A 20,802-nucleotide genomic window follows, 5' to 3' on the forward strand; every position below is an offset into this window, starting at 1 on the left:
TATAGGAAAGGAATGCTGGCCATGGACAACGTCAAACGAACCGGGGCGATCGCCCTTGGGTTCGTCCTGACCCTTACGGCGGCTGCCTGCGGTGGTGGGGATGAAACAGGCACGCCCTCCGGACAGGACACGGCCGGTGCCAAGGGGGGCACCGTCACCGTCTACCACGTCAACGACGTGGAGCACCTCGACCCGGCACGGAACTTCGTGACCGACTCCCAGATGATCGGCAAGCTGATCACCCGGACGCTGACGGACTACCGGTACGACGCTAAAGCCAAGAAGATCATCCTCGAGAAGGACCTGGCCGACAGCTACGAGTCGTCGCCGGACTTCAAGACCTGGACCTTCAAGCTGAAGGACGGGCTGAAGTACGAGGACGGTACGCCGATCAAGGCGGCCGACATCAAGTACAACGCCGAGCGCTCGTTCTCCGCCGACATGGCCGAGGGTGCGCCGTACGCACACGAGTACCTCGACTGCCCGGGCTACAAGGGCCCGTACGTCGCCGGCAACAACGGCGGCAAGGGCTGCACCGCGATCGAGGTGCCGGATGACAAGACGATCATCTTCAAGCTGAACCGCCCGGTCTCGTCCTTCGACGGCACCGCGAGCATGAAGGTCTTCTCGCCGGTCCCGGCGGCCAAGGACACCAAGACGGCGTACGACAACCGTCCGGTCTCCTCCGGCCCGTACAAGATCGAGACCTACACGCGCAAGAAGCAACTGGTGCTGGTCCGCAACGACCAGTGGGACGGCAAGACGGACCCGCTGCGCACCGCGCTGCCGGACAAGTTCATCTTCAAGTTCGGCGACGCCGAGGCGACCGTCGACCAGCGGCTGATCGCGAACGGCACGGCCGACCAGAGCTCGGTGAGCTTCGCCGGTGTGCAGCCGGAGAACATCGCCAAGACCAACCAGGCCAGCGTCAAGGACCGGCTGGTCGAGGGCACCGACATCTGCCGCCGGTACATCGCGTTCAACCAGCAGAAGCCGTTGCTGAAGAACCAGAAGCTGCGTGAGGCCCTGTACTACGGTCTGGACCGCACCACCTACCGCGACGGCCGTGGTGGCGAGCGCCTCGCGGCGGTGGTCGACTCGATCATTCCGCAGGACATGGAGGGCTACAAGGCTGAGGAGACCTTCAAGGCTCCGGAGCAGGGTGACCCGGCGAAGGCCAAGCAGCTGCTGACCGAGGCCGGCTACAAGGGCGAGAAGCTCGTCCTGGCCACCGCCGACTCCGGTCTGGCCGTGAAGGCCGCCGAGGCAGCGCAGGCGTCCTGGAAGGCTGCCGGCGTCAACGTCGAGATCCAGAAGATCCCTGGTGACAACTACTACTCGACGCAGCAGCAGGACTCCGCGGCCGCGGACCTGATCACCGCCGGCTGGTGCTACGACTGGGCCAGCCTGACGACGATCGTTCCGTCCGTGTTCGGGCCGGACACCACCGCTCCGAACAAGGCAGCGCAGAACAACTACGCACGCAGCCAGGCCGGCTGGGACAAGATGGCCGAGCTGGCCAAGGAGTCCGACAAGGCGAAGGTCGAGTCCGGTCTGTCCGACCTGTACGTCGAGATCATGAAGACGGCGCCGCTGGTGCCGACCGTTCAGGACCTCAACGTGTACGTCGTGGGCTCGAACATCGACAACGCCGTGGCCGACCCGAACACCGGTGGTCTGCCGGACCTGACCCAGATCGGGCTGAAGAAGGCGAACTGACCCTGGTAGAGGTCAACTGACAGTTGAAGGAGAGGGCGGTCGCCTGGAGCGGCCGCCCTCTCCGCATGTCCGGGAGGACCGCGGCCGCCCGACTTGTATGGGCGAACTGTATGGGTTGTACCTGGTGGCGGTCTGGACCGGACGGGAGAATCTTCCCCTGAGCTACTGGGGAGGAGTGAGCAATGTCGGTCTACCAGGCCGTCCCTGCGGTGCGGAGGGACGACATCGCCCCGGAGATCGTGTGCGACGTCTACGAGCTGGGTTCGCGCCGGCGGACCCCGGTGGCGGTGAAGGAGCTGACCAGTCGTCAGGTGGCGATCGGCCGGATGATGTCCACCGGCGCCAAGGACGCGGCGATCGCCCGCGAGCTGGGCCTGTCGCTGCGGACGGTGCGGGCCGAGATCAGCGCCCTGATCGCCGGCCTCGGCGCCAAGTCCCGCTTCCAGGCCGGCTGCCTGCTGGTCCGCCGGTTCGGCTGAGAGCCGGCCTTTCTGTCGGAGCGGCGACGTAGGCTTTCGGCATGAGTGAGCTTCCTGATCGCCGGCTGTTGCTGGTGCACGCCCACCCGGACGACGAGACGATCAACAACGGTGTGACGATGGCCCGTTACGTGGCCGAGGGCGCCGGTGTCACGCTGATCACCTGCACGCTCGGTGAGGAGGGTGAGGTGCTCGTCCCCGAGCTGACCCACCTGGCCGCCGACCAGACCGACCAGCTCGGCGAGCACCGGATCGGTGAGCTCGCCGCCGCGATGGCCGAGCTCGGCGTCACCGACCACCGCTTCCTCGGCGCGCCCGGGAAGTACCGCGACACTGGGATGATCTACAACGACGAGGGCAACGCCGACGTCCCGCCGGACACCCGGAAGGACAGTTTCTGGCAGGCGGACCTGCTCGAGGCGTCGAACGACCTGATCCAGGTGATCCGCGAGACCCGGCCCCAGGTGCTGGTGACCTACGACCAGTACGGCAACTACGGTCACCCCGACCACATCCAGGCGCACCGCGTCGCGACATACGCGGCCGCCCTCGCCGCCGTTCCGTCGTACCGGGAGGATCTGGGCGAGGCGTGGGACATCGCGAAGATCTACTGGAACGCGATGGCCGAGTCGAGTCTGCGCGACAGCCTGCGCAAGCTGCGCGAGACCGGCGACACGACCACCTTCGAGGGGATGGACCCGGACGGGCCGCTCGGGCCGTTCGTCACCCCGGATCGGTACATCGCCTGCGTGATCGACGCCGGGGAGTACATCGACCAGAAGATGAACGCGATGAAGGCGCACGCCACCCAGATCACCGTCGACGGCCCGTTCTTCGCCCTGTCGAACAACAACGGCAACGAGATCTGGGGCTCCGAGGCGTACCGGCTGGTCAAGGGCACCGCGGCCCCGGGCCCCGACGGTCTGGAGCACGACCTCTTCGCCGGCCTCTGACAAGGTGATCCGATCCACACCGTGGGTTGAGGCATCAACCTTTCGGCGGGCATAGGCTGCTGGGGTGTCGTCCTCGGACCCCAGTGGGAGTGTGGCGCCCGCGGAGTTCCGTGCGGCGCTGGGTCGGTTCGCGTCCGGGATCACCATCATGAGCACGCTCCAGGCCGGGGTCGCGCACGCGATGACGGCGAACGCATTCACGTCCCTCTCACTCGATCCGCCGCTGGTGCTCGTCTGCGTCGACAAGGGCGTCCGGATGCACGCCGCCGTCCACGAGTGCGGGTACTGGGCGGTGTCGGTGCTGGCGGGGGACCAGCAGCCGATCGCGGACCGGTTCGCCCGTTCCGGGCGGGACCTCTATACCCAGTTCGACGGCATCGGTACGGCGGCCGGCCCGAAGACCGGCTGCCCGGTGATCGAGGGAGCGCTTTCGTGGCTGGAGTGCCGGACCTGGGCGACGTACGACGGGGGCGATCACACAATCGTGGTCGGGGAGGTCCTCAGCCTTGGCGTCCCCGAGTCGGGTGATCACGGAGCGTTGATCTACTACGCTGGTGGTTACCGAGAGCTACCGAATGTGTAGCCCGGAACGGCGGCCAGGGGCTGCCCCGACGGTCCGGGTGGGCTTCCCCTTCCCGTAGGATGTGCCCTTGTGCCCCGTGCGGGCGCAGCCTGTGTACACGGCTTCGAGCAGGAGGACTCTGTCCGGTGGGGAGAAATCAGCTCGCGGGGATCATCGCCGCCGCGGTGCTCGGTGTGCTCGTGGTGGGGTACGGGGCGGCCTTCGCGTTCGCCGGTAACAAGATCCCGGGCGACACGACCGTCCTCGGCATCCCGCTCGGCGGATTGTCCGAGGATGACGCCAAGACGAAGCTCGATACGGCCCTGAAGGACCGCCTGACCCAGCCGGTCACGCTCAAGGCGGGCGAGTCGTCGTACACAGTGGATCCGGTCGAGGCCGGGCTCAGCGTGGACGTCGAAGCCACCGTCGACGCCGCGGGCGCCGGCCGCAGCCTGGCCCCGGGCCACATCTGGCATGCCCTGACCGGCGGTGACGTGATCCAGCCGGTGATCAAGAAGGACGACGCGAAGCTGCAGGCGGCCGTCGCCAAGCTCGCCAAGCAGGTGAACCGGCCGGCCACCGAGGGCACCATCACCTTCAAGGATGCCGAGCCGGTCCAGCACGCTCCGGCCGACGGGCTGCAGCTGGACAACGCGAAGGCGACCCGCACCCTGCTCGCCGCCTACCCGGCCGACGCCACCCCCGACGAGCTGGCTGTCGCCGTGACCAAGCCGGAGGCCGGGACCGAGGCGATCGAGAAGGCGATGACGGAGTACGCCGAACCGGCGATGTCCGGCCCGATCCGGCTGACCGTCGGATCGAAGTCGGTCGAGCTCCAGCCGGCCGAGATCGCCCCGGCGCTGACGCTGACCGCCACCAAGGGCGAGTTCACCCCGACGCTGAACGCGAAGAAGCTCGAGCCGCTGTTCCAGGAGCGGTTCAAGGCGCTGGAGACGCTGCCGAAGGACGCGACGGTGCAGATCGTCGGCGCCGGTCCGAAGGTGGTCCCGGCCGTCGACGGCCTGGTGGTGGACCGGACCAAGGTGGTGCCGGCGATCATCTCGATCCTGCCCAAGCCGGTCGGCGAGCGGCGGGCCGCGGTCGGTCTGACCCAGACCAAGGCGAAGGTGACCACCGAGGCCGCGACGGCGCTCGGGATCAAGGAAGTGATGGGGCAGTTCACCACCCAGTTCCCGCACGCGCCGTACCGCAACGTCAACATCGGCACCGCGGCGCGCAAGATCAACGGCACGCTGCTCAAGGATGGCGACACGTTCAGCCTGAACAAGATCGTCGGTGAGCGGACCAAGGAGAACGGGTTCACCGAGGGCAACATCATCAGCGGCGGCAAGTTCGTCCTGGACCTCGGCGGCGGTGTCTCGCAGTCGGCCACCACCACCTTCAACGCGGCGTTCTTCGCCGGACTGAAGGATGTCGAGCACAAGGCGCACAGCGTCTACATCAGCCGCTACCCGATCGGCCGCGAGGCGACCGTTGCCTGGCCGTCGGTGGACATGAAGTTCCTGAACGACTCCGGCCACGGGATCCTGGTGCAGACGATCTTCAAGGCGTCCACACCGGGTAGCCCGGGCAGCATCACGGTGAAGATCTGGGGCACCAAGGTCTGGGACATCACCGCGGGGCAGTCGGGCAAGTCGAACGGCCGCCAGCCGAAGATTGTCTACAACACCGCGGCCGACTGCCGGCCGCAGGCGCCGACCGCCGGGTTCGACATCACCATCTACCGGTACTTCGCGCAGAACGGCGTCCGGAAGAAGACCGAGTCGTTCGTGACCAAGTACAACGCGGCCGACGACATCCGCTGCGGCCCCAAGCCCGGTACGACGCCGCCGCCCGCCAGCACCACCCCACCCGGGATGGGCAAGCCGACGACGACCACCCGCCCACCGGGCTAGTTCTGCAGCTGGTGGAGTTCCGCGGCGATCTGGTTGAACAGCTGTTCGCCGATCACCGCGCCCTCACGCCGTACCTGGGCCGGGTCGATCCGTAGCACCCGGTCCAGCCGGACCTCGCTGCGCCGGCCGTCCTTGTCCCAGGCCCCGCTGCCGATGTCCAGCCAGACGCGGCCCCAGCGGGCCTCGTCCCCGGCGTCCCGGTCGTGGTCCTTGCTGGTCAGGATGAGAGCCAGCAGCCACGGCCCGTCCGACCCGACCACCAGCACCGGCCGGTCCTTGCCCCGGTTGTGGTCCTCCTCGAACGGCACCCAGGTCCAGACGATCTCGCCCGGATCCGCCACCCCGTCGTCCGGGTGCGGCGTGTACTCCACGTGCACCGTCCCCTCGAAGTCCCCCGCGTACTCCGGCCGCTCCGCCACGTGATCCGCCATAGGACCCGAGACTAACGGCTAACCCCTGGTCAGATAGCGGTAGCGGTAAGCGGGCGCGTAGCCGAGGTGGCGGTAGGTGGTCACGGCAGGCGTGTTCTCCTCCAGGACCTCCAGATACGTACGACGGCCGCCAAGAGGGCCTGACCAGCGCGCCAGGGCCTGGAGGAGGGCCGTACCGAGGCCGCGGCGACGGTACGACGGGTCGACGCGGATGGCGTCGACACCGAGCCAATGGCCGGTCATCGAGCCGCGGCCGACAGCGACCGGCTGGCCGTCCAGGGCGATCGAGGCGAACACGGCCTTCGGGGCACCCTCCATCACGGTCGGGGCGGGCTCGGGCACCTGCCCGTCGAAAGCGGCCGCGTACCAGGCCTGATCGGGCCGCTCCAAGATCAGTACGTCGTACGCCGGGGAAGCGTTCACGTGGTCGAGAGTCGTGTGCATGACCAGGACGTCGGACTGGCCCGGACGGGCGTCGATCCACCCGCAGGCAAGGAACTCGGCCTCCTCAGGGCTGCCGAGCCGGACCAGCGCCAGCGGTGGGAGGCCACGCTCGTCGTAGAAGGCTTCAGCGTGCTTGAGGGCCTCGGGCAGGGGCATCCCGGGGCTTCCTGCGGGCAGCAGCGAGTTGGCCCGGCCGGTCCAGCCGGACGATGCCCGCAGCAACCACTGGCCGACGTACGAGGTCTCGACCGCTGGCCGGCCGAGGGCGGTGGTGAGGAAGAGCTGCTCCACGTCGACCGGCCGCAGCGGCATCTCCGGGATCGTTTTCGCCGCCGTCACATCGCCGACACGAATCTCGTGCAGACTGCTGTCAGCGTGGCGAACGACAAGGCCTTCAGGGTCCCAGAACTGCAGTACGCCGATGACGTCGGTGAGCCCGCCCGGAATCCGGTGCCGGACCACGACACGGTGGCCGATATCACGGTCGCTGAGACCTGACACGATGCGGACTCCTGGCAGAGTGGGCGAAGGACTACCGTGATACTAGATACCTGCATCACAGCATCGCAGCACCCCAAGACCGGCGCTGCGCTTGCCTGCCATAGGAGGAGTAGCAGTGACCTACGTCATCGCGCAGCCGTGTGTTGACCTGAAGGACCTCGCCTGTGTCGAGGAATGCCCCGTCGACTGCATTTACGAGGGCAACAGGATGCTGTACATCCACCCTGACGAGTGCGTCGACTGCGGAGCGTGCGAGCCGGTCTGCCCGGTGGAGGCGATCTACTACGAAGACGACACGCCGGAGCAGTGGAAGGACTACTACACCGCGAACGTCGACTTCTTCAACGACCTGGGCTCCCCGGGCGGCGCCTCGAAGATGGGCAAGATCGACAAGGACCACCCGTTCATCGCAGCCCTGCCCCCGCAGGAACACGACGAGTAGTCTTCCGGTTACCCTCGAGGCTGGGTGCCGCTGACAGGCGGCGCTCAGCCTCGACTACTGCTCCTGGACGTCGACGTGGACGTGGTCCAGGTGGCGGAGGATGGTCGAGTCGCCGGAGCGGGCGGGCGGCGTGTAGTCGCGCCAGCCACTGTCGGAGCGCCGGCCGGCGGTCCAGATCTTGTCGCTGAAGATGATCGTGCGGATCTTGAGCAACTCCGCCCGCGCGACCAGGTACTGCGCCATCGCCCAGCCCTTGGTCGTGTTGGCCGTCGATACCGGCCGGACGAACACGTCCACCGCCCGGCCCTCGTAGTGCGCCGAGCCCTCCATATGCCCGGACCGGATGCCTCCCGGCGAGTATCCGCCGGTCGACAGCGTCCCGAACGTCAGCAGCAGATCCCGCCGTACGGCCTCCGCGCGCGGCGTCAGCCCGTTCCGGCCCATCGTCTGCGCGTCCACGGACTCCGTGTCGATGGTGCAACTGAACGCACTCTTCGACTGCCCGGTCAGCGCCGACGCGAGAATCCGCGCATCGGCCTCATGATCCGCGTAGGCGTTGGGGAACGCGCTGCGCTGGACCCGGTCGGCCGCCACCGTCACCGCGAGTGTCTGGTAGTTCTTGATCTTCACCAGCGCGTCGTAGAACTTCCCGGCCGCGTAATGCGGATCCCGCACCTGCGCCGCCGTACCCCAGCCCTGCGACGGACGCTGCTGGAACAACCCGAGCGAGTCCCGGTCGCCGTGCGCCAGGTTCCGCAGTCCTGACTCCTGGTAGGCGGTCGCCAGTGCGATCGTCGCGGCCCGGGCCGGCAGCCCACGCCGTACCGCCACACCCGCGATGATCGCGGCCGATTCGGCCTGTTCCAGCTCCAGTACGACGGTCGCGCCGTTGACTGTGGCCTCGCACTGCTCCTTCGGTGGCAGCAGCGGTCCGAAGTCCTTGTCGCCGACCCACGCGATCGTCGCGCCGATGGCAAGGGCGAGCGCACCCACTGCGCCCACGGCAATGGCGGCGCCCCGCTTTATCGGCATACCGCTCCCAACGTTCGGGAGCGGGGTCCTGGTTCCTGTCGCTGGGTCACGAAGTGGTTGACGTGCCCGGCCCGCGGTTGGTTGGCCTGCGTCACGCGTTGGCGTGGAGTGCTTCGTTGAGCGCGATGCCCTCACCCTTGCGCGGACGGGCCTCGACGGCGCCGGTGACGGAGTTGCGGATGTACAGCAGACCCGGCTGGCCGGACAGGTCGCGGGCCTTGACCACGCTGCCGTCCGGGAGGGTGACCTTGGTGCCTGCGGTCACGTACAGCCCGGCTTCGACTACGCAGTCGTCGCCGAGCGAGATCCCGGTGCCGCCGTTCGCGCCGAGCAGGCAGCGCTTACCGATCGACACGACCTGCTTGCCGCCGCCGGACAGCGTGCCCATGATCGACGCGCCGGCGCCGATGTCACTGCCGTCGTCGACCACGACACCGGCCACGATCCGGCCTTCGACCATCGACGTACCGAGCGTGCCGGCGTTGAAGTTCACGAACCCTTCGTGCATCACCGTCGTCCCCGAGGCCAGGTGCGCACCGAGCCGGACCCGGTCCGCGTCGCCGATCCGGACCCCGCTCGGTACGACGTAGTCCGTCATCCGCGGGAACTTGTCGACGCTCGTCACAGTCAGGTACTGACCCGCTGCGCGCGCCCGGAGCCGGACCTGCTCGATCTCGTCGACCGGGACCGGGCCGAGCGACGTCCACGCGTTGTTCGGCAGGGCGCCGAAGATGCCGTCCAGGTTGACCCCGTGGGGACGAACCAGCCGGTGTGAGATCAGGTGCAGCCGCAGATACGCGTCCGCGGTGCTGCCGTCCGGGGCCTGGTCCAGGATGATCTCGGCCGCGACGACCTCACGCCGTACCTGCCGCAGCTCGTCGTTGCCCTCGGCAGCGATCAGCTCGGCGGGCGCCTTGGCGTCGGCCGGCTTGGTGCCGAGCTCGGGGGCCGGGTACCAGACGTCGAGGACGGTCCCGGCGGCAGTGACGGTGGCGAGGCCGAAGCCCCAGGCGTGCGTGGCGTTCTCGGTCATGCCCACACTCTAATTCGGCGGCGCCGGCCGACCGACCGTGGTCTACTCTTCGGATGCTCCCTGCGTGGCTCGAGACCGTGTCCGATCCGATCCTCCAGGCCACCGAGGCACCCTCCGTCGAGGCGTTGCATGGTGAGCTGCTGCGGCAGTGGGGTTCGTCGGAGGTGTGGCGGCTGTCGTACGGCCTCCACAGCGTGATCGTCAAACGCGGGACGGACGGTCAGTACGGCGAGGGGGCGATGTACCAGCGGTTCGTGATCCCGCTGGACCTCCCGGCCCCTGAGCTGATCCACGCCGGCGACGGCGTTCTGGTGCTGGCGGATGCCGGTCGGGTGACGCTGGAGCAGGAGCCGACGGCTGAGGGGTTCCTGGCGGCCGCCGAGCTGGTCGCCACGATCCGGAGCCGATCGGTGGACGGCTCGAGTGAGTTCCCGCCGGAGCGCGTGAAGGAGATGGCGGGCCGGATCGGTCGGATCGGCTTCGACCTCAGCCCGCTGACCGAGGCGCTCGCCGGCTTGCACCGGGAGGCGCCGACGGCCGTTGTCCACGGCGACTTCGTCCCGAAGAACCTGGTTACCGACGGCACGCGCTGGACCGCGATCGACTGGCCGGGCGCCTATCTCGCACCGCACCTCAGCGACCTCTACACGTTGGTCCGCGATGCCGTCTCCCTCGGCCATGACCGCGAACCGATCATCGCCCGCTACATCGAGGCGACCGGCACCGATCCGGCTCTGGTCGATCGTCAGCTGCTGGTCGGCGGTGGCTGCTTCTATCTGGTGGCGTTGATGTTCATCGTCGAGGAGGGCCTGCGCACCATCCCCGAGTCCAAGAACTGGATCGACGGTCTGCTCACTGAGCTCGAGGACGTGGTCGGAGCCCTGGCGTGAAGCTCCTCGTCCTCGGCGGTACGAAGAACCTCGGCCGCCATGTGGTCGAGGCCGCTCTCCGCGACGGCCGCGACGTGACGCTGTTCAACCGCGGCCTGACCAACCCGTCCCTCTTCCCGTCGGCGCGACGGCTCACCGGCTCGCGTTCGCAGCCGGATGCGCTGAAGACGGGGGAGTGGGACGGGGTCATCGACATGTCCGGCTTTCTGGTTCACGACGTACGACGGGGTGCCGAGCTGCTCCGGGATCGCGTCGGGCACTACACCTACATGTCGTCGATCGCCGTGTACGCCAGCAAGATCACCCCGGGGATGACCGAGGACGCGCCCCTCCTGCCCTGGCCGGACGGGGCACCCGAGGACCACTTCACGATGGATCTCTACGGCCCGTCCAAGGTCCGCTGCGAATCGTTGCTCGAGGCCCACTTCGGCGAGCGGACCTCCGCGGTCCGCTCCGGCTTCGTCGTCGGCCCGTACAACCCCGACTTCGGCAACTGGGGTGAGGCGCTGGCCCACGGCAAGACCCTCGAATGCGCCGCCCGTCCCGACCAGCCGATCCAGTACATCGACGCCCGGGACCTGGCCGCCTTCCTCCTGCACGTCACCGTCGACAGCGTCCCTGGTCCGTTCAACGCGGTCGGCCGATCCACCACCATGGCCACCCTGGCCGACGCCTGGCGTTCCGTCGTACCTGATCCACCGCCGATGGACTGGTCACCGGCGGTGGATCGCTTCCACCTGCCGCACGACGGGAGCAACGACGGGACCTTCCAGCTCGACAACACCCGGGGCCTGGCCGCCGGCCTGACGCTGCGTGCGGACGAGGAGATCGCCCGCGACTACGTCGCGTGGGTCCAGGATGGAAACATCCCGCCCCCTCCGCCGCACTGATACGTAACATTGCGCCCGTGATCATCGAGACAGGTGGAGGTCCGGCCGTCGGCCGGACCAGCCCGAGCGGCGCCGGCTTCAGCAACGTCCACGCGATCCGGTACTCCGGCACGACCGGCGGACGCCAGGAGGCAGCGCTGCAGACCCCTGATCTCGTGGTGCAGGCCGGTGACCGGTTGCGGTACAAGATCTACCCGGAGCTCGACGTCCAGCTCGAGTACGTGGCGACGTACGCCGCCGTGGACCTGGTCTTCACCGACGGCACCCGCCTGGCGGAGCTCGGGGCGGTGGACCAGTACGGGATGCCGTTCGACGCCGCCGGTCAGGGCACGGCGAAGATCCTCTACGCGGACCAGTGGAACGACGTCCAGGTCGACCTCGCTCTGGCCGTGGGGAGGGCCGTCGACCGAGTGGTGTTGGTGGTGGATGCGCCGGGAACAGGGGCGGAGTTCCAGGGCTGGATCGACGATCTCGAGATCGGGCCGGCGCCGGCCCGGCTGGACGGCTCGGATCTGGCGGCGTACGTCGACACCCGGCGCGGAACGAACGCCAGCCACGACTTCTCCCGCGGCAACACGCTGCCGATCACGGCCTGGCCGAACGGCTTCAACTTCCTCACCCCGGTGACGGACGCCTCGACCCACCGCTGGCCGTACGAGTACCACCGGGCGAACAACGCCGACAACCGCCCTGAGCTGCAGGGCCTGAGCTTCTCGCACCAGCCGAGCCCCTGGATGGGCGACCGCGACCAGCTGTCGATCATGCCCGTGGCGGCGGCCGAACCGCTCGGCGATCCGGCCGAACGCGCCGCCGCCTTCAGCCATGACGACGAGATCGCCCGCCCGGACCTGTACTCCGTTCGGCTGGCCAACGGCATTCTGGCCGAACTCGCGCCGACCGACCACGGCGCGATCTTCCGCTTCGGCTTCCCCGCTTCGGCAGGCCGGCACCTGGTGTTCGACACCATCGACGAGCACGGAGCCTTCTTCTACGACGGGACCGCGCTGACCGGGTGGGTGGAGAACGGCTCGGAGTTCGGCCGCACCCGGATGTACTGCTACGGGGTCTTCTCTGTTGCGCCAGGTGGTTTCGGCCCGACTGTCGGCGGCCGGGCCAACGCTCGCGCGGCGACGTTCCCGGCGGTCGACGAGGTGACGCTGCGGATCGCCACCTCCTTCATCGGCGTCGACCAGGCCCGGCACAACCTCGAACTCGAACTCGACGGCCGATCCTTCGACGACATCCAGCAGGCCGCCAACGCAGCCTGGAACGAACGTCTGCAGGTGATCCGGCCCGAGGGGGCGACCGAGCCGCAACTGCGCACGGTCTACGGCAACCTCTACCGGCTCAACCTCTACCCGAACTCCCACTTCGAGAACGCCGGCAGCCACGACCAGCCCGATCACCGCTACGCGAGCCCCGTCGTGGCTCCCGAGGGTACGGCGACCGACCGCGAGACCAACGCGGTCGTCAAGCCGGGCAAGTTGTACGTCAACAGCGGCTTCTGGGACACCTACCGCACCGCGTGGCCGGCGTACGCCTTCCTCTACCCGTCGTTGGCGGCCGAGTTGATCGACGGCTTCGTCGAGCAGTACCGCGACGGAGGCTGGATCGCCCGCTGGTCCTCACCCGGCTACGCGGACTGCATGACCGGAACCAGCTCCGACGTCGCGTTCGCCGATGCGTACTTGCGGGATGTCCCGCTGCCGGACCCATTGGCGACGTACGACGCCGGCCTGCGGAACGCGACCGTCGCACCTGCTGCCACCGAGGTCGGGCGCAAGGGCGTGACCACCGGCTTCTTCGCCGGTTATGTGAGCACCGACACCGAGGAGAGCGTGTCCTGGGCGCTCGAGGCGTATCTGAACGACTTCGGTCTGGCGATGATGGCTGAGCGGCTGGCCGACGATCCGTCCGTACCCGACGATCGACGGGCCCGGTTGCGGGAGGAGGCGTCGTACCTGCGTCGGCGATCCCTGAACTACGTGCTGCTGTTCGACCCGTCGGTCAACTTCTTCCAGGGGCGCCGGCCGGACGGTCGGTTCGCGAAGACGCCCGAGGAGTTCGACCCGTGCGAGTGGGGCGGCGACTTCACCGAGACCGACGGCTGGAACTTCGCCTTCCACGTCGCCCACGACGGCCGCGGCCTGGCCAACCTGTACGGCGGTCCGCGCGGGCTGGAGGCGAAACTCGACAAGTTCTTCGCCACCCCGGAACTGGCGGTCAAGAAGGGCACCTACTCGATCGTCATCCACGAGATGCTCGAGGCCCAGGCGGTCCGGATGGGCCAATTCGGCTTCAGCAACCAGCCGGCCCACCACATCGCCTACATGTACAACTACGCCGGTACGCCGTACAAGACGCAGGCGATCGTCCGTGAGGTGCTGCAGCGGCTGTTCGTCGGCGAGCAGATCGGCCAGGGCTACCCCGGTGACGAGGACAACGGCGAGATGTCGGCGTGGTACCTGTTCAGCGCCCTTGGCATCTATCCGTTGCGGGTCGGCGCACCGGAGTACGCGATCGGCTCACCGCTGTTCTCCCGTGTTGTGGTGACGCCATTGGGTGGCTCGCCGATCGTGATCACCGCCGAGAACCACCAGCGCCCTTACGTCCAGGATGTCCGCATCGACGGCAAACAGTTGCCAACAGCATCGATCGGTGACGCCGAACTCCGCGCGGCTGGACGGATCGAGTTCGTCCTCGGCCCGGAACCGTCGGACTGGGCAACCCTCGCCACCCCACCGTCGCTCACCCACGACGACGCTGTCGCGAAGCCACTGGTCGACCTCATCCCACGCACCCCTTCCGCCCCCCTCTTCGACGACGACTCGTCCACCGAGATCCGGCTGGACAACCCGACGATCACCTGGACCCTCTCCGAGCCCGCCACGGCCGCCTTCTACACCCTCACCTCCAGCCAATCCGAAGCCGACCCAACAGCCTGGCAACTCGAGGGATCCCCGGATGGTTCTTCGTGGACGGTCCTCGACGAACGCACCGCCCAGACCTTCACTTGGCGCCGCCAAACCCGCCCGTTCGAGATCGCCAACCCGTCGGAACACCAGCACTACCGCTTGACGATCACCGCGTCGACCGGCGAGGTGGCCCTGAGCGAGGTCGAACTCCTCAGCTAACCGCGAAGAGCACCCGACGTCTTCGAGTTGGCGAGCGATCTCATCCCTGGGAATGACGATCCGGTCAGCTACGAAAGCACGTTCTCCGCACCCGCAGACTCGCCATCCTCCCTAACCACTCCGATCGCCCAACTCGACCGTCCGCCCGTCATCGGCGAACTCGGTGTCGCACCACATCCGCTGCATAGTCCGCATACGCCGCCCGGCCGGACGCAACCATTGCGCACACCGTACCCCGAGCTGCAGTGCCCGACCTCAGCTTCGCCACAACGACAACAAGATGCACCTAGGGAGAATGTGATCTTTCCCCTTGTGGATAAGGGAATCCGAGGCTCTACGAGTTTGCCCGAGCGCCCACCATCACCTAAGATCGAACACATGTTCGATGGAGATCTGACCACGCTCTCGACGGCCGACCTGCTGGAGTCGGCCGCCGAACACCGTGCCGAGGTCAACCGCCTCGACGCGCGTCTGATCGAACACGCCCAGATCTTTGCCGACCACCACCACCCCGACACCAGCCCGACCCGTCCCGGCCACAGCGCCAGCCGCCGCCCGAGCGACGGCCGTGAACGTGCCATCGTCCTGGGCGGCGACGGCTGTCCGGCGATCGCGGAGTTCGCGCCGGCCGAGTTCGGGGTGATGGTCGGCATGTCGCCCGGCGTCGCCGCGGACTACATCGGCCAAGCCCTCGCCCTGCGCCACCGCCTCCCGCTCACCTGGGCCCGCGTCCAAGCCGGCCACGCCACCGGCTGGAAGGCCCGCAAGATCGCCACCGCCTGCCTCGACCTGCCCCACGACGCCACCCGGGCCGTCGACCAGCGGGTCGCCCGCGTGGTCGACTCACTCACCCCGATCCGGCTGGACAAGATCGTCGAGGCCGCGAAGATCCACGCCGACCCCGAAGGCACCCGGGCCAAGGCGGAAGCGAAGAAGCGCGAACGCGGCGTCCACCTGGGACGCTGCGACCAGCACGGCACCAAGACCATCTTCATCCGCACCGCCACCGGCCACGCCATCCGCTTCAACGCCCGCATCGGCAGCATCGCCGAAGCCCTCAAAATCCTCGGCGACACCACCTCCCTCCAACACCGCCGCGCCGACGCCGTCGGCATCATCGCCGACCCCCGCTACACCGAAGAACTCCTCCACCAAGCCCACCAACACCTCAACAACACCCCACCCGCCCCGCCCGCCGCACCCGAGCCACCCACGCTCACAAACAACGGCAGCCCAACGCCCGCCGCCGCAACGGCCACTGACGCTGCCACTGCTGCTGGCCCGACGCGAGCAGCTACCGCAGCCAGCGCCCCAACCGCTGGCACGACCAGGGACCCCAGCGCCGCCCCGACGATCGACACGGGCACAGCTGAACGGGCCGCCCCAAGCAACCCCGGCAGGCCTACACGCGCCGATGAGGCCGACCGCGCGGACCCGGGTGACGAGAGGCTGCTGACTGACTGGGCAGAGCCCGGCCCGGACGACGAAGCCGACCGCGACGCCCCCCACCCCAGCCACAGCGACCTCCCCGACCCCCTCGACACCCCGTTCAAGGAGGTGATCGAGCCATTCGACCCCGGCCTGCAACTCGACCGCGACGACAGCGACACCGCGATGGTCGACGCCGAGGCACGCCGTGCGCTGGACGCCCGGCTCGCCCAGATCCGGCGAGACGCACACACCAACCCACGCTCCGGTCGACCACTGCGCCCCGGGCAGACCGAGATCTACGTTCACCTCACCGACCACACCCTCGCCACCGGCACCGGCGTCCTGCGCGTCGAAGACCTCGGCCCCCTCCTCGCCACCCAACTCAGCGAACTCATCGGCCACGGACCGTACGTGGTGAAGCCGGTCATCGACCTCAACGACGCCGTCAGCGTCGATGCCTACGAGATCCCCGACCGGATCCGCGAACGGGTCAAACTGATGTACCCGGTGGAGTTGTTCCCGTATGGCACCCGTGAGACCCACGCGGCGATGGACCTGGACCACATCGAGCCTTACGACCCCCTCGGCCCACCAGGCCAAACCACCCCGGCCAACCTCGCACCCCTGCGCCGCTTCCCACACAGGGTCAAGACGCATGGCCGCTGGAAGGTACGCCGCGTCGACCCCAGGACGCTGGAATGGATCACCCCCAACGGGTTCGCCTTCCACGTCGATCCGTCCGGCACCCACCGAGCACGACAATCAAACACAGACGCCTGAACGCCGTGGACGGTCAACGCCGCAGACGCAGGCCGTCGGCGAGATGGGTCATGCTGGAGTCGCCACCGTCGTGCTGATGTAGCCCTCGGAACTAATAGATGACCTCGAGCCGACTGTGATGGGCGAGCAAAACCTCGGCGAAAGCGATCCGCTGGCCTGAGCAGACATCTGACCGAGGTGACCGATCGTTCCGCTCGGCACCGCGAGCCAAACACGCGCGCCGATCAACCTGCTGCTGGTCAGGCGACCAGTATTCGTCGAGCGCACGAGGCACCAACACCATGGTGTCCTCGCTCAGGTTGGTGCGACCGGTGATACCGACGACCCTGGCGCGGTCGCTGCAGTCACATCTGTCTGCAGCAGACACCCTGGCCCACATCACGCTGGCGCCGTGACCCCGGCCTGCGCCTGCCGCCGGATGCGCCGCAGGACAGCTGCCGCGAAGCGGTGATCTTTCGAGGTCAGCCACCCACTCACCCCCCACCCACTCACCCCCCACCCACTCACCCCCCACCCACTCACCCCCCACCCACTCACCCCCCACCCACTCACCCCCCACCCACTCACCTGCTGACGCCGCCGACGTTGGCTACTCGCTCCTCCACACTGGTCGGCGCCGATCCAGGGCCTCGTGACACACGCTGCGCACGCCGCCGGAGCCGACCGATAGGACTGCGGCCGCGGAGCGGTGTCCTAGTCCGTTCGTCTCCTGGTTCAGTAGCCGGCGCCAATCACGTTGGTCCGTGACACGGTCTGTGCGCCGCCGCCGGGGCGTCCGTCGGGATTGCCCCTGCGATGCTGAGCCCTTCGTGTCTGCTGCACTCGATGGTCGGCGGGCGATCAGATTGGCGGGGGGACACGGTCTGCGCGCGCCGCCGGAGGCAGCCATTGGAACCGTCCGCGCAGCCATGTCCTTCGTGTCTGCTCCCACCACTCGGTCGTCGGCACCGATCAGATTGACCGGGGACACAGTCTGCGCACGCCGCCGCGAAGCGGTGTCCTTTGCGTCGCTCCTACTCATCCAGTACTCGGCGCCGACCAGGCCGATGCGTGGCAGATGCTGCGCGCGCCGCCGGAGGCGGCCAGAGGACAGCCGCCGCGGAGCGGTGTCCTTTGGGCGAGCTCGGCTACTTCCTGCAAGACAAGCTGCGCGCAGCGGTGTTCTTGTGCGTTCCTCTTGCTCATCCAGTACTCGGCGCCGACCAGGCAGATGCGTGGCACGTGCTGCGCACGCCGCCGGAGGCGGCCAGAGGACAGCCGCCGCAGAGCGGTGTCCTTTGGGCGACCTGGGCTACTTCCTCCAAGACAAGCTCCGCGAAGCGGTGTTCTTGTGCGTCCCTCTTGCTCGTCCAGTACTCGGCGCCGACCACGCCGACGCGTTGCACATGCTGCGCACGCCGCCGGAGGCGGCCAGAGGGACAGTCGCCACGGAGCGGTGTCCTTTGGGGGACCCCAGCTACCTCTTCCGGGTCTTGCGGGGCGCGGAGGTGGCTCGGATGTGGAGTTCGGTGCGGAGGGTGACGGTGGATGGGGGCCGGCCGGGGGAGGCGATGCGGTCTTTGAGGAGGAGGCCGGCGGTGCGGCCGAGTTCGTAGGTGGGCTGGGCGACGGTGGTGAGGCTGGGGACGACGAGGTCGGCCCAGGGGATGTCGTCGAAGCCGACGACGGCGATGTCGGCGGGGGCGCGGACGCCCTTCTTGGCCAGGCATTCCAGTGCGCCGACGGTCATCAGGTTGTTGGTGACGAAGAGGGCCTCGGGTGGTTCGGGGAGTTCGAGCAGGCTCTCCATCGCGGCGTACCCGCCGGCCTCGCGGAAGTCGGCGTGCCGGACCAGGTCCTTGTCGTAGCGGATCCCGCCGGCTCGCAGCGCCGCCCGGTAGCCGGCCAACCGATCCATCGCCGTACTGACCTTCCGAGGCCCGGTGATGCAGGCGATCCGCTGATAGCCGCCGTCGATCAGGTGTTTGACACCCTCGGTCGCGCCGTGCTCGTTGTCGACCAGCACGGTGTCGGCCTCGACGCCGTCGACCCGGCGGTCGATCAGCACCATCGGGAGCTTCGCGTCGGCGAGTTGCTGGACGCCTTCCGCCGTACTGGTGGGGGAGATGACCACGCCGGCCATCTGCTCGGTGAGTACGGCGGATGCGTACGCCGCCTCCTTGGCCGGGTCCTCGTCGGAGTTGCACAGTACGACGTGGTAGCCCTCGGTCTGGGCGACGTCCTCGAGACCGCGGACCAACGAGGTGAAGAAGGGGTTCTCGATGTCGGAGATGACAACGGCCCACAGGTTCGTACTGGATTTACGAAGGTTTCTGGCCACCCCGTTCGGCCGGTAACCGAGTTCCGCGACCGCGGCGCGAACCTTCTCCGAGAGCTCCGGATCCACGTTCCGCCGACCACTCAGCACCCGCGAAACGGTCGCCGGAGACACACCGGATCTCCGCGCGACGTCGTAGATCGTCGTCATGCCCGCTCCCCGCTGGAGTCCAGTAGATCGTCTGGATCGCACTTTAACTCCGATCCGGGGAAAAGGATCTCACGACGAGGGCGGTCCGAGGCTGAAGGCTGCCCCGTCGAGGAGTGCGAGGGCGGTGGCGCGGTCGGGTGCGGAGTCGGCGGCGCCGTTGACGGTTGTCGACAATGCACCGGCCGCATTGGCCAGTCGTACGGCGTCCACGAGTTGTGCACCGGATGCGAGGGACGCGGCCAGCGACCCACAGAAGGCGTCACCCGCGCCGACCGTGTCCACTGTCGCGACCTGGTGCGCACCGATCCACACCTCTGCGCCGGTGTCGCGGTCGACAACGAAGGCACCTCGCGATCCGAGCGTCACCACGCAACCGCGCAGGTCCCACTCGTCCGCGAGCTTGCGTGCGATCACCGGAACCTGCGACTCGTCGTCGCAGTCCAGTCCGGTCAACGCGGCCGCTTCGACCTCGTTCGGGACCAGGATGTCGACGAAGTCGGACAGCGTGCGATCGACCGGTCCGACCGGGGCGGGCGTGAGAATCGTGGTGACACCCGCGGTCGAGGCGAGCTGGAGGGCAGCTCGGCTCGCCTCGACCGGGAGTTCCAGTTGGACGCTGAGCACGGTGCTGGCGGTCAGTACGTCGGCCGCCGCTTCGACGTCGGCGGGTGTGATCGCGGCGTTGGCACGGGACACGATGATGATCGAGTTGCCGCCGTCCGGCAGGACCAGCGGCAGTCCGACCCCAGTGCCGAGCGACGGATGCCGGACGACCCAGGCCGTGTCGACCCCGTCGGACTCGAGCAGTTCGAGGAACTCCTCGCCGTACCGGTCCTCGCCGATCGTGCCGACGATCGCCGTCCGCGCTCCCATCCGCGCGGCCGCGATCGCCTGGTTCACACCCTTGCCGCCGAGGAACTCCGCGAACCCGGTGCCGTGCAGCGTCTCGCCCGGCATCGGCCGCCGTTCCGCGGTCGCGACCAGATCCTTCATGAACGAGCCCAGCACGCACACGTCGTACTGCCTCATGCGTCGTCCCCTTGGAGGAGCCGCCGGCCAAGGGCACCCGATGGATGGAAGCGAGCGAAGTCGTGGTGGCTGAAGTCCCGCAGTACGACGAGCGCACAGGCCAGTGCATCACCCATCGCGAGGGAGGCCGTGGTCGATGCGGTCGGGGCGAGGTTGAGCGGATCGGCCTCACGCAACACCATCGTGTCCAGCGTGTACGTCGCGATCCGTGCCAGTGTGGACTCCTCGTTGCCGGTCATCGCGATCACCGGGATCTCGCGGTCGCGCAGCATCCGGGCGAACGCGCATACCTCCGCGGTCTCGCCGGACGCGGACAGGGCCAGGACGAGATCGCGGGTCGTCACCGCACCGGAGTCGCCGTGCAACGCGTCGCCGGAGTGGATGAAGGTGGCCGGTGTACCGGTGCTGGCCAGGGTGGCGGCGATTTTGCGGCCGACGAGCCCGGATTTGCCGAGGCCGGTCACGACCAGGTGACCCTCGCACCCGGCGACCGCGATCAGCACGTCCAGGAAGACCCCGTCCAGCCGGTCCGCCAGCGCCGACACGGCCGCGGCCTCGGTCTCGATCGCGTTCCGCGCCGCCTGCAGGCCCAACGCGACCAGATCCCGGGGTGCCTCGACACCGCCACGATTCGGCACAACTGGCATCCCAGAACCCTCTCATCCAAGA

Annotated in this window: 17 protein-coding genes; 10 read left to right on the forward strand and 7 right to left on the reverse strand. The window is 68.3% G+C overall.

The window, feature by feature from the left end:
• Positions 1 to 21: 21 nt before the first annotated feature.
• The 5 genes from ACGFIF_RS25835 to ACGFIF_RS25855 all read left to right on the forward strand — a co-directional run bounded on the left by ACGFIF_RS25835 (position 22) and on the right by ACGFIF_RS25855 (position 5,629).
• Positions 22 to 1,719, forward strand: coding sequence for an ABC transporter substrate-binding protein (locus ACGFIF_RS25835; protein ID WP_393157919.1), 1,698 nt, complete (start codon positions 22 to 24; stop codon positions 1,717 to 1,719).
• A 182-nt stretch (positions 1,720 to 1,901) separates the two neighbouring features.
• Positions 1,902 to 2,198, forward strand: a complete 297-nt coding sequence (locus tag ACGFIF_RS25840; RefSeq protein WP_393157921.1) for a LuxR C-terminal-related transcriptional regulator — start codon at positions 1,902 to 1,904, stop codon at positions 2,196 to 2,198.
• A gap of 41 nt (positions 2,199 to 2,239) precedes the next feature.
• On the forward strand, positions 2,240 to 3,151 hold the full coding sequence (gene mshB, locus ACGFIF_RS25845) for an N-acetyl-1-D-myo-inositol-2-amino-2-deoxy-alpha-D-glucopyranoside deacetylase (protein WP_393157922.1): 912 nt from the start codon (positions 2,240 to 2,242) through the stop codon (positions 3,149 to 3,151).
• A gap of 64 nt (positions 3,152 to 3,215) precedes the next feature.
• On the forward strand, positions 3,216 to 3,734 hold the full coding sequence (locus tag ACGFIF_RS25850; protein WP_393157924.1) for a flavin reductase family protein: 519 nt from the start codon (positions 3,216 to 3,218) through the stop codon (positions 3,732 to 3,734).
• A 125-nt stretch (positions 3,735 to 3,859) separates the two neighbouring features.
• Positions 3,860 to 5,629, forward strand: a complete 1,770-nt coding sequence (locus ACGFIF_RS25855) for a VanW family protein (RefSeq protein WP_393157926.1) — start codon at positions 3,860 to 3,862, stop codon at positions 5,627 to 5,629.
• Here the strand turns inward: ACGFIF_RS25855 and ACGFIF_RS25860 are convergent.
• Both ACGFIF_RS25860 and ACGFIF_RS25865 read right to left on the reverse strand, forming a co-directional pair.
• Positions 5,626 to 6,060, reverse strand: a complete 435-nt coding sequence (locus tag ACGFIF_RS25860) for a type II toxin-antitoxin system PemK/MazF family toxin (protein ID WP_393157928.1) — start codon at positions 6,058 to 6,060, stop codon at positions 5,626 to 5,628. The two genes, ACGFIF_RS25855 and ACGFIF_RS25860, sit on opposite strands and share 4 nt — an antisense overlap.
• Positions 6,061 to 6,078: 18 nt before the next feature.
• Positions 6,079 to 7,005, reverse strand: a complete 927-nt coding sequence (locus ACGFIF_RS25865; protein ID WP_393157930.1) for a GNAT family N-acetyltransferase — start codon at positions 7,003 to 7,005, stop codon at positions 6,079 to 6,081.
• 115 nt (positions 7,006 to 7,120) lie between these two features.
• Here ACGFIF_RS25865 and fdxA point away from each other — a divergent pair, with 115 nt between their 5' ends.
• A complete protein-coding gene (fdxA, locus tag ACGFIF_RS25870) occupies positions 7,121 to 7,447 on the forward strand; it encodes a ferredoxin (RefSeq protein ID WP_131285641.1) in 327 nt (108 codons plus the stop codon).
• A 54-nt stretch (positions 7,448 to 7,501) separates the two neighbouring features.
• Here fdxA and ACGFIF_RS25875 read toward each other — a convergent pair whose 3' ends face one another.
• Together ACGFIF_RS25875 and dapD are read right to left on the reverse strand one after the other, a co-directional pair.
• On the reverse strand, positions 7,502 to 8,479 hold the full coding sequence (locus ACGFIF_RS25875) for a hypothetical protein (RefSeq protein ID WP_393157931.1): 978 nt from the start codon (positions 8,477 to 8,479) through the stop codon (positions 7,502 to 7,504).
• A 91-nt stretch (positions 8,480 to 8,570) separates the two neighbouring features.
• Positions 8,571 to 9,512: a 2,3,4,5-tetrahydropyridine-2,6-dicarboxylate N-succinyltransferase gene (gene dapD, locus ACGFIF_RS25880; RefSeq protein ID WP_393157933.1), complete on the reverse strand. Its 942-nt coding sequence runs from the start codon at positions 9,510 to 9,512 to the stop codon at positions 8,571 to 8,573.
• A 53-nt stretch (positions 9,513 to 9,565) separates the two neighbouring features.
• On the opposite strand from dapD, the gene ACGFIF_RS25885 reads away from it, so the two are divergent.
• The 4 genes from ACGFIF_RS25885 (at position 9,566) to ACGFIF_RS25900 (ending at position 16,637) form a co-directional block, all read left to right on the forward strand.
• Entirely contained in the window at positions 9,566 to 10,402 is an 837-nt protein-coding gene (locus ACGFIF_RS25885) for a phosphotransferase family protein (RefSeq protein WP_393157935.1), read from the forward strand.
• Positions 10,399 to 11,292 (forward strand): NAD-dependent dehydratase, encoded by an 894-nt coding sequence (locus ACGFIF_RS25890; RefSeq protein ID WP_393157936.1) that lies wholly within the window; start codon positions 10,399 to 10,401, stop codon positions 11,290 to 11,292. The genes ACGFIF_RS25885 and ACGFIF_RS25890 overlap by 4 nt, the downstream gene beginning before the upstream one ends.
• Before the next feature lie 17 nt (positions 11,293 to 11,309).
• Positions 11,310 to 14,426 carry a GH92 family glycosyl hydrolase gene (locus ACGFIF_RS25895; protein ID WP_393157937.1) on the forward strand — a complete coding sequence of 1,039 codons (3,117 nt, stop codon included), beginning with the start codon at positions 11,310 to 11,312 and terminating at the stop codon, positions 14,424 to 14,426.
• Between the two features lie 378 nt (positions 14,427 to 14,804).
• Positions 14,805 to 16,637, forward strand: coding sequence for a DUF222 domain-containing protein (locus tag ACGFIF_RS25900; RefSeq protein ID WP_393157938.1), 1,833 nt, complete (start codon positions 14,805 to 14,807; stop codon positions 16,635 to 16,637).
• Between the two features lie 1,456 nt (positions 16,638 to 18,093).
• Here the strand turns inward: ACGFIF_RS25900 and ACGFIF_RS25905 are convergent.
• The 3 genes from ACGFIF_RS25905 to ACGFIF_RS25915 form a co-directional block, all read right to left on the reverse strand.
• A complete protein-coding gene (locus ACGFIF_RS25905; protein ID WP_393157940.1) occupies positions 18,094 to 19,104 on the reverse strand; it encodes a LacI family DNA-binding transcriptional regulator in 1,011 nt (336 codons plus the stop codon).
• Between the two features lie 69 nt (positions 19,105 to 19,173).
• Positions 19,174 to 20,133: a ribokinase gene (locus tag ACGFIF_RS25910; RefSeq protein ID WP_393157942.1), complete on the reverse strand. Its 960-nt coding sequence runs from the start codon at positions 20,131 to 20,133 to the stop codon at positions 19,174 to 19,176.
• Complete coding sequence (locus ACGFIF_RS25915; RefSeq protein ID WP_393157944.1) at positions 20,130 to 20,780, reverse strand: SIS domain-containing protein; 651 nt, start codon at positions 20,778 to 20,780, stop codon at positions 20,130 to 20,132. The genes ACGFIF_RS25910 and ACGFIF_RS25915 overlap by 4 nt, the downstream gene beginning before the upstream one ends.
• Positions 20,781 to 20,802 lie beyond the last annotated feature (22 nt).

The sequence above is a fragment of the Kribbella sp. NPDC049174 genome, assembly GCF_043197365.1.
Taxonomy (GTDB): domain Bacteria; phylum Actinomycetota; class Actinomycetes; order Propionibacteriales; family Kribbellaceae; genus Kribbella.

Excerpts from the sequence above, each read along its gene's own strand:
- dapD (WP_393157933.1), bottom strand. The coding sequence starts at position 9,512 with ATGACCGAGAACGCCACGCACGCCTGGGGCTTCGGCCTCGCCACCGTC.
- mshB (WP_393157922.1), top strand. The coding sequence starts at position 2,240 with ATGAGTGAGCTTCCTGATCGCCGGCTGTTGCTGGTGCACGCCCACCCG.
- ACGFIF_RS25915 (WP_393157944.1), bottom strand. The coding sequence starts at position 20,780 with ATGCCAGTTGTGCCGAATCGTGGCGGTGTCGAGGCACCCCGGGATCTG.
- ACGFIF_RS25860 (WP_393157928.1), bottom strand. The coding sequence starts at position 6,060 with ATGGCGGATCACGTGGCGGAGCGGCCGGAGTACGCGGGGGACTTCGAG.
- ACGFIF_RS25875 (WP_393157931.1), bottom strand. The coding sequence starts at position 8,479 with ATGCCGATAAAGCGGGGCGCCGCCATTGCCGTGGGCGCAGTGGGTGCG.
- ACGFIF_RS25910 (WP_393157942.1), bottom strand. The coding sequence starts at position 20,133 with ATGAGGCAGTACGACGTGTGCGTGCTGGGCTCGTTCATGAAGGATCTG.
- ACGFIF_RS25905 (WP_393157940.1), bottom strand. The coding sequence starts at position 19,104 with ATGACGACGATCTACGACGTCGCGCGGAGATCCGGTGTGTCTCCGGCG.
- ACGFIF_RS25835 (WP_393157919.1), top strand. The coding sequence starts at position 22 with ATGGACAACGTCAAACGAACCGGGGCGATCGCCCTTGGGTTCGTCCTG.
- ACGFIF_RS25900 (WP_393157938.1), top strand. The coding sequence starts at position 14,805 with ATGTTCGATGGAGATCTGACCACGCTCTCGACGGCCGACCTGCTGGAG.
- ACGFIF_RS25885 (WP_393157935.1), top strand. The coding sequence starts at position 9,566 with ATGCTCCCTGCGTGGCTCGAGACCGTGTCCGATCCGATCCTCCAGGCC.
- ACGFIF_RS25840 (WP_393157921.1), top strand. The coding sequence starts at position 1,902 with ATGTCGGTCTACCAGGCCGTCCCTGCGGTGCGGAGGGACGACATCGCC.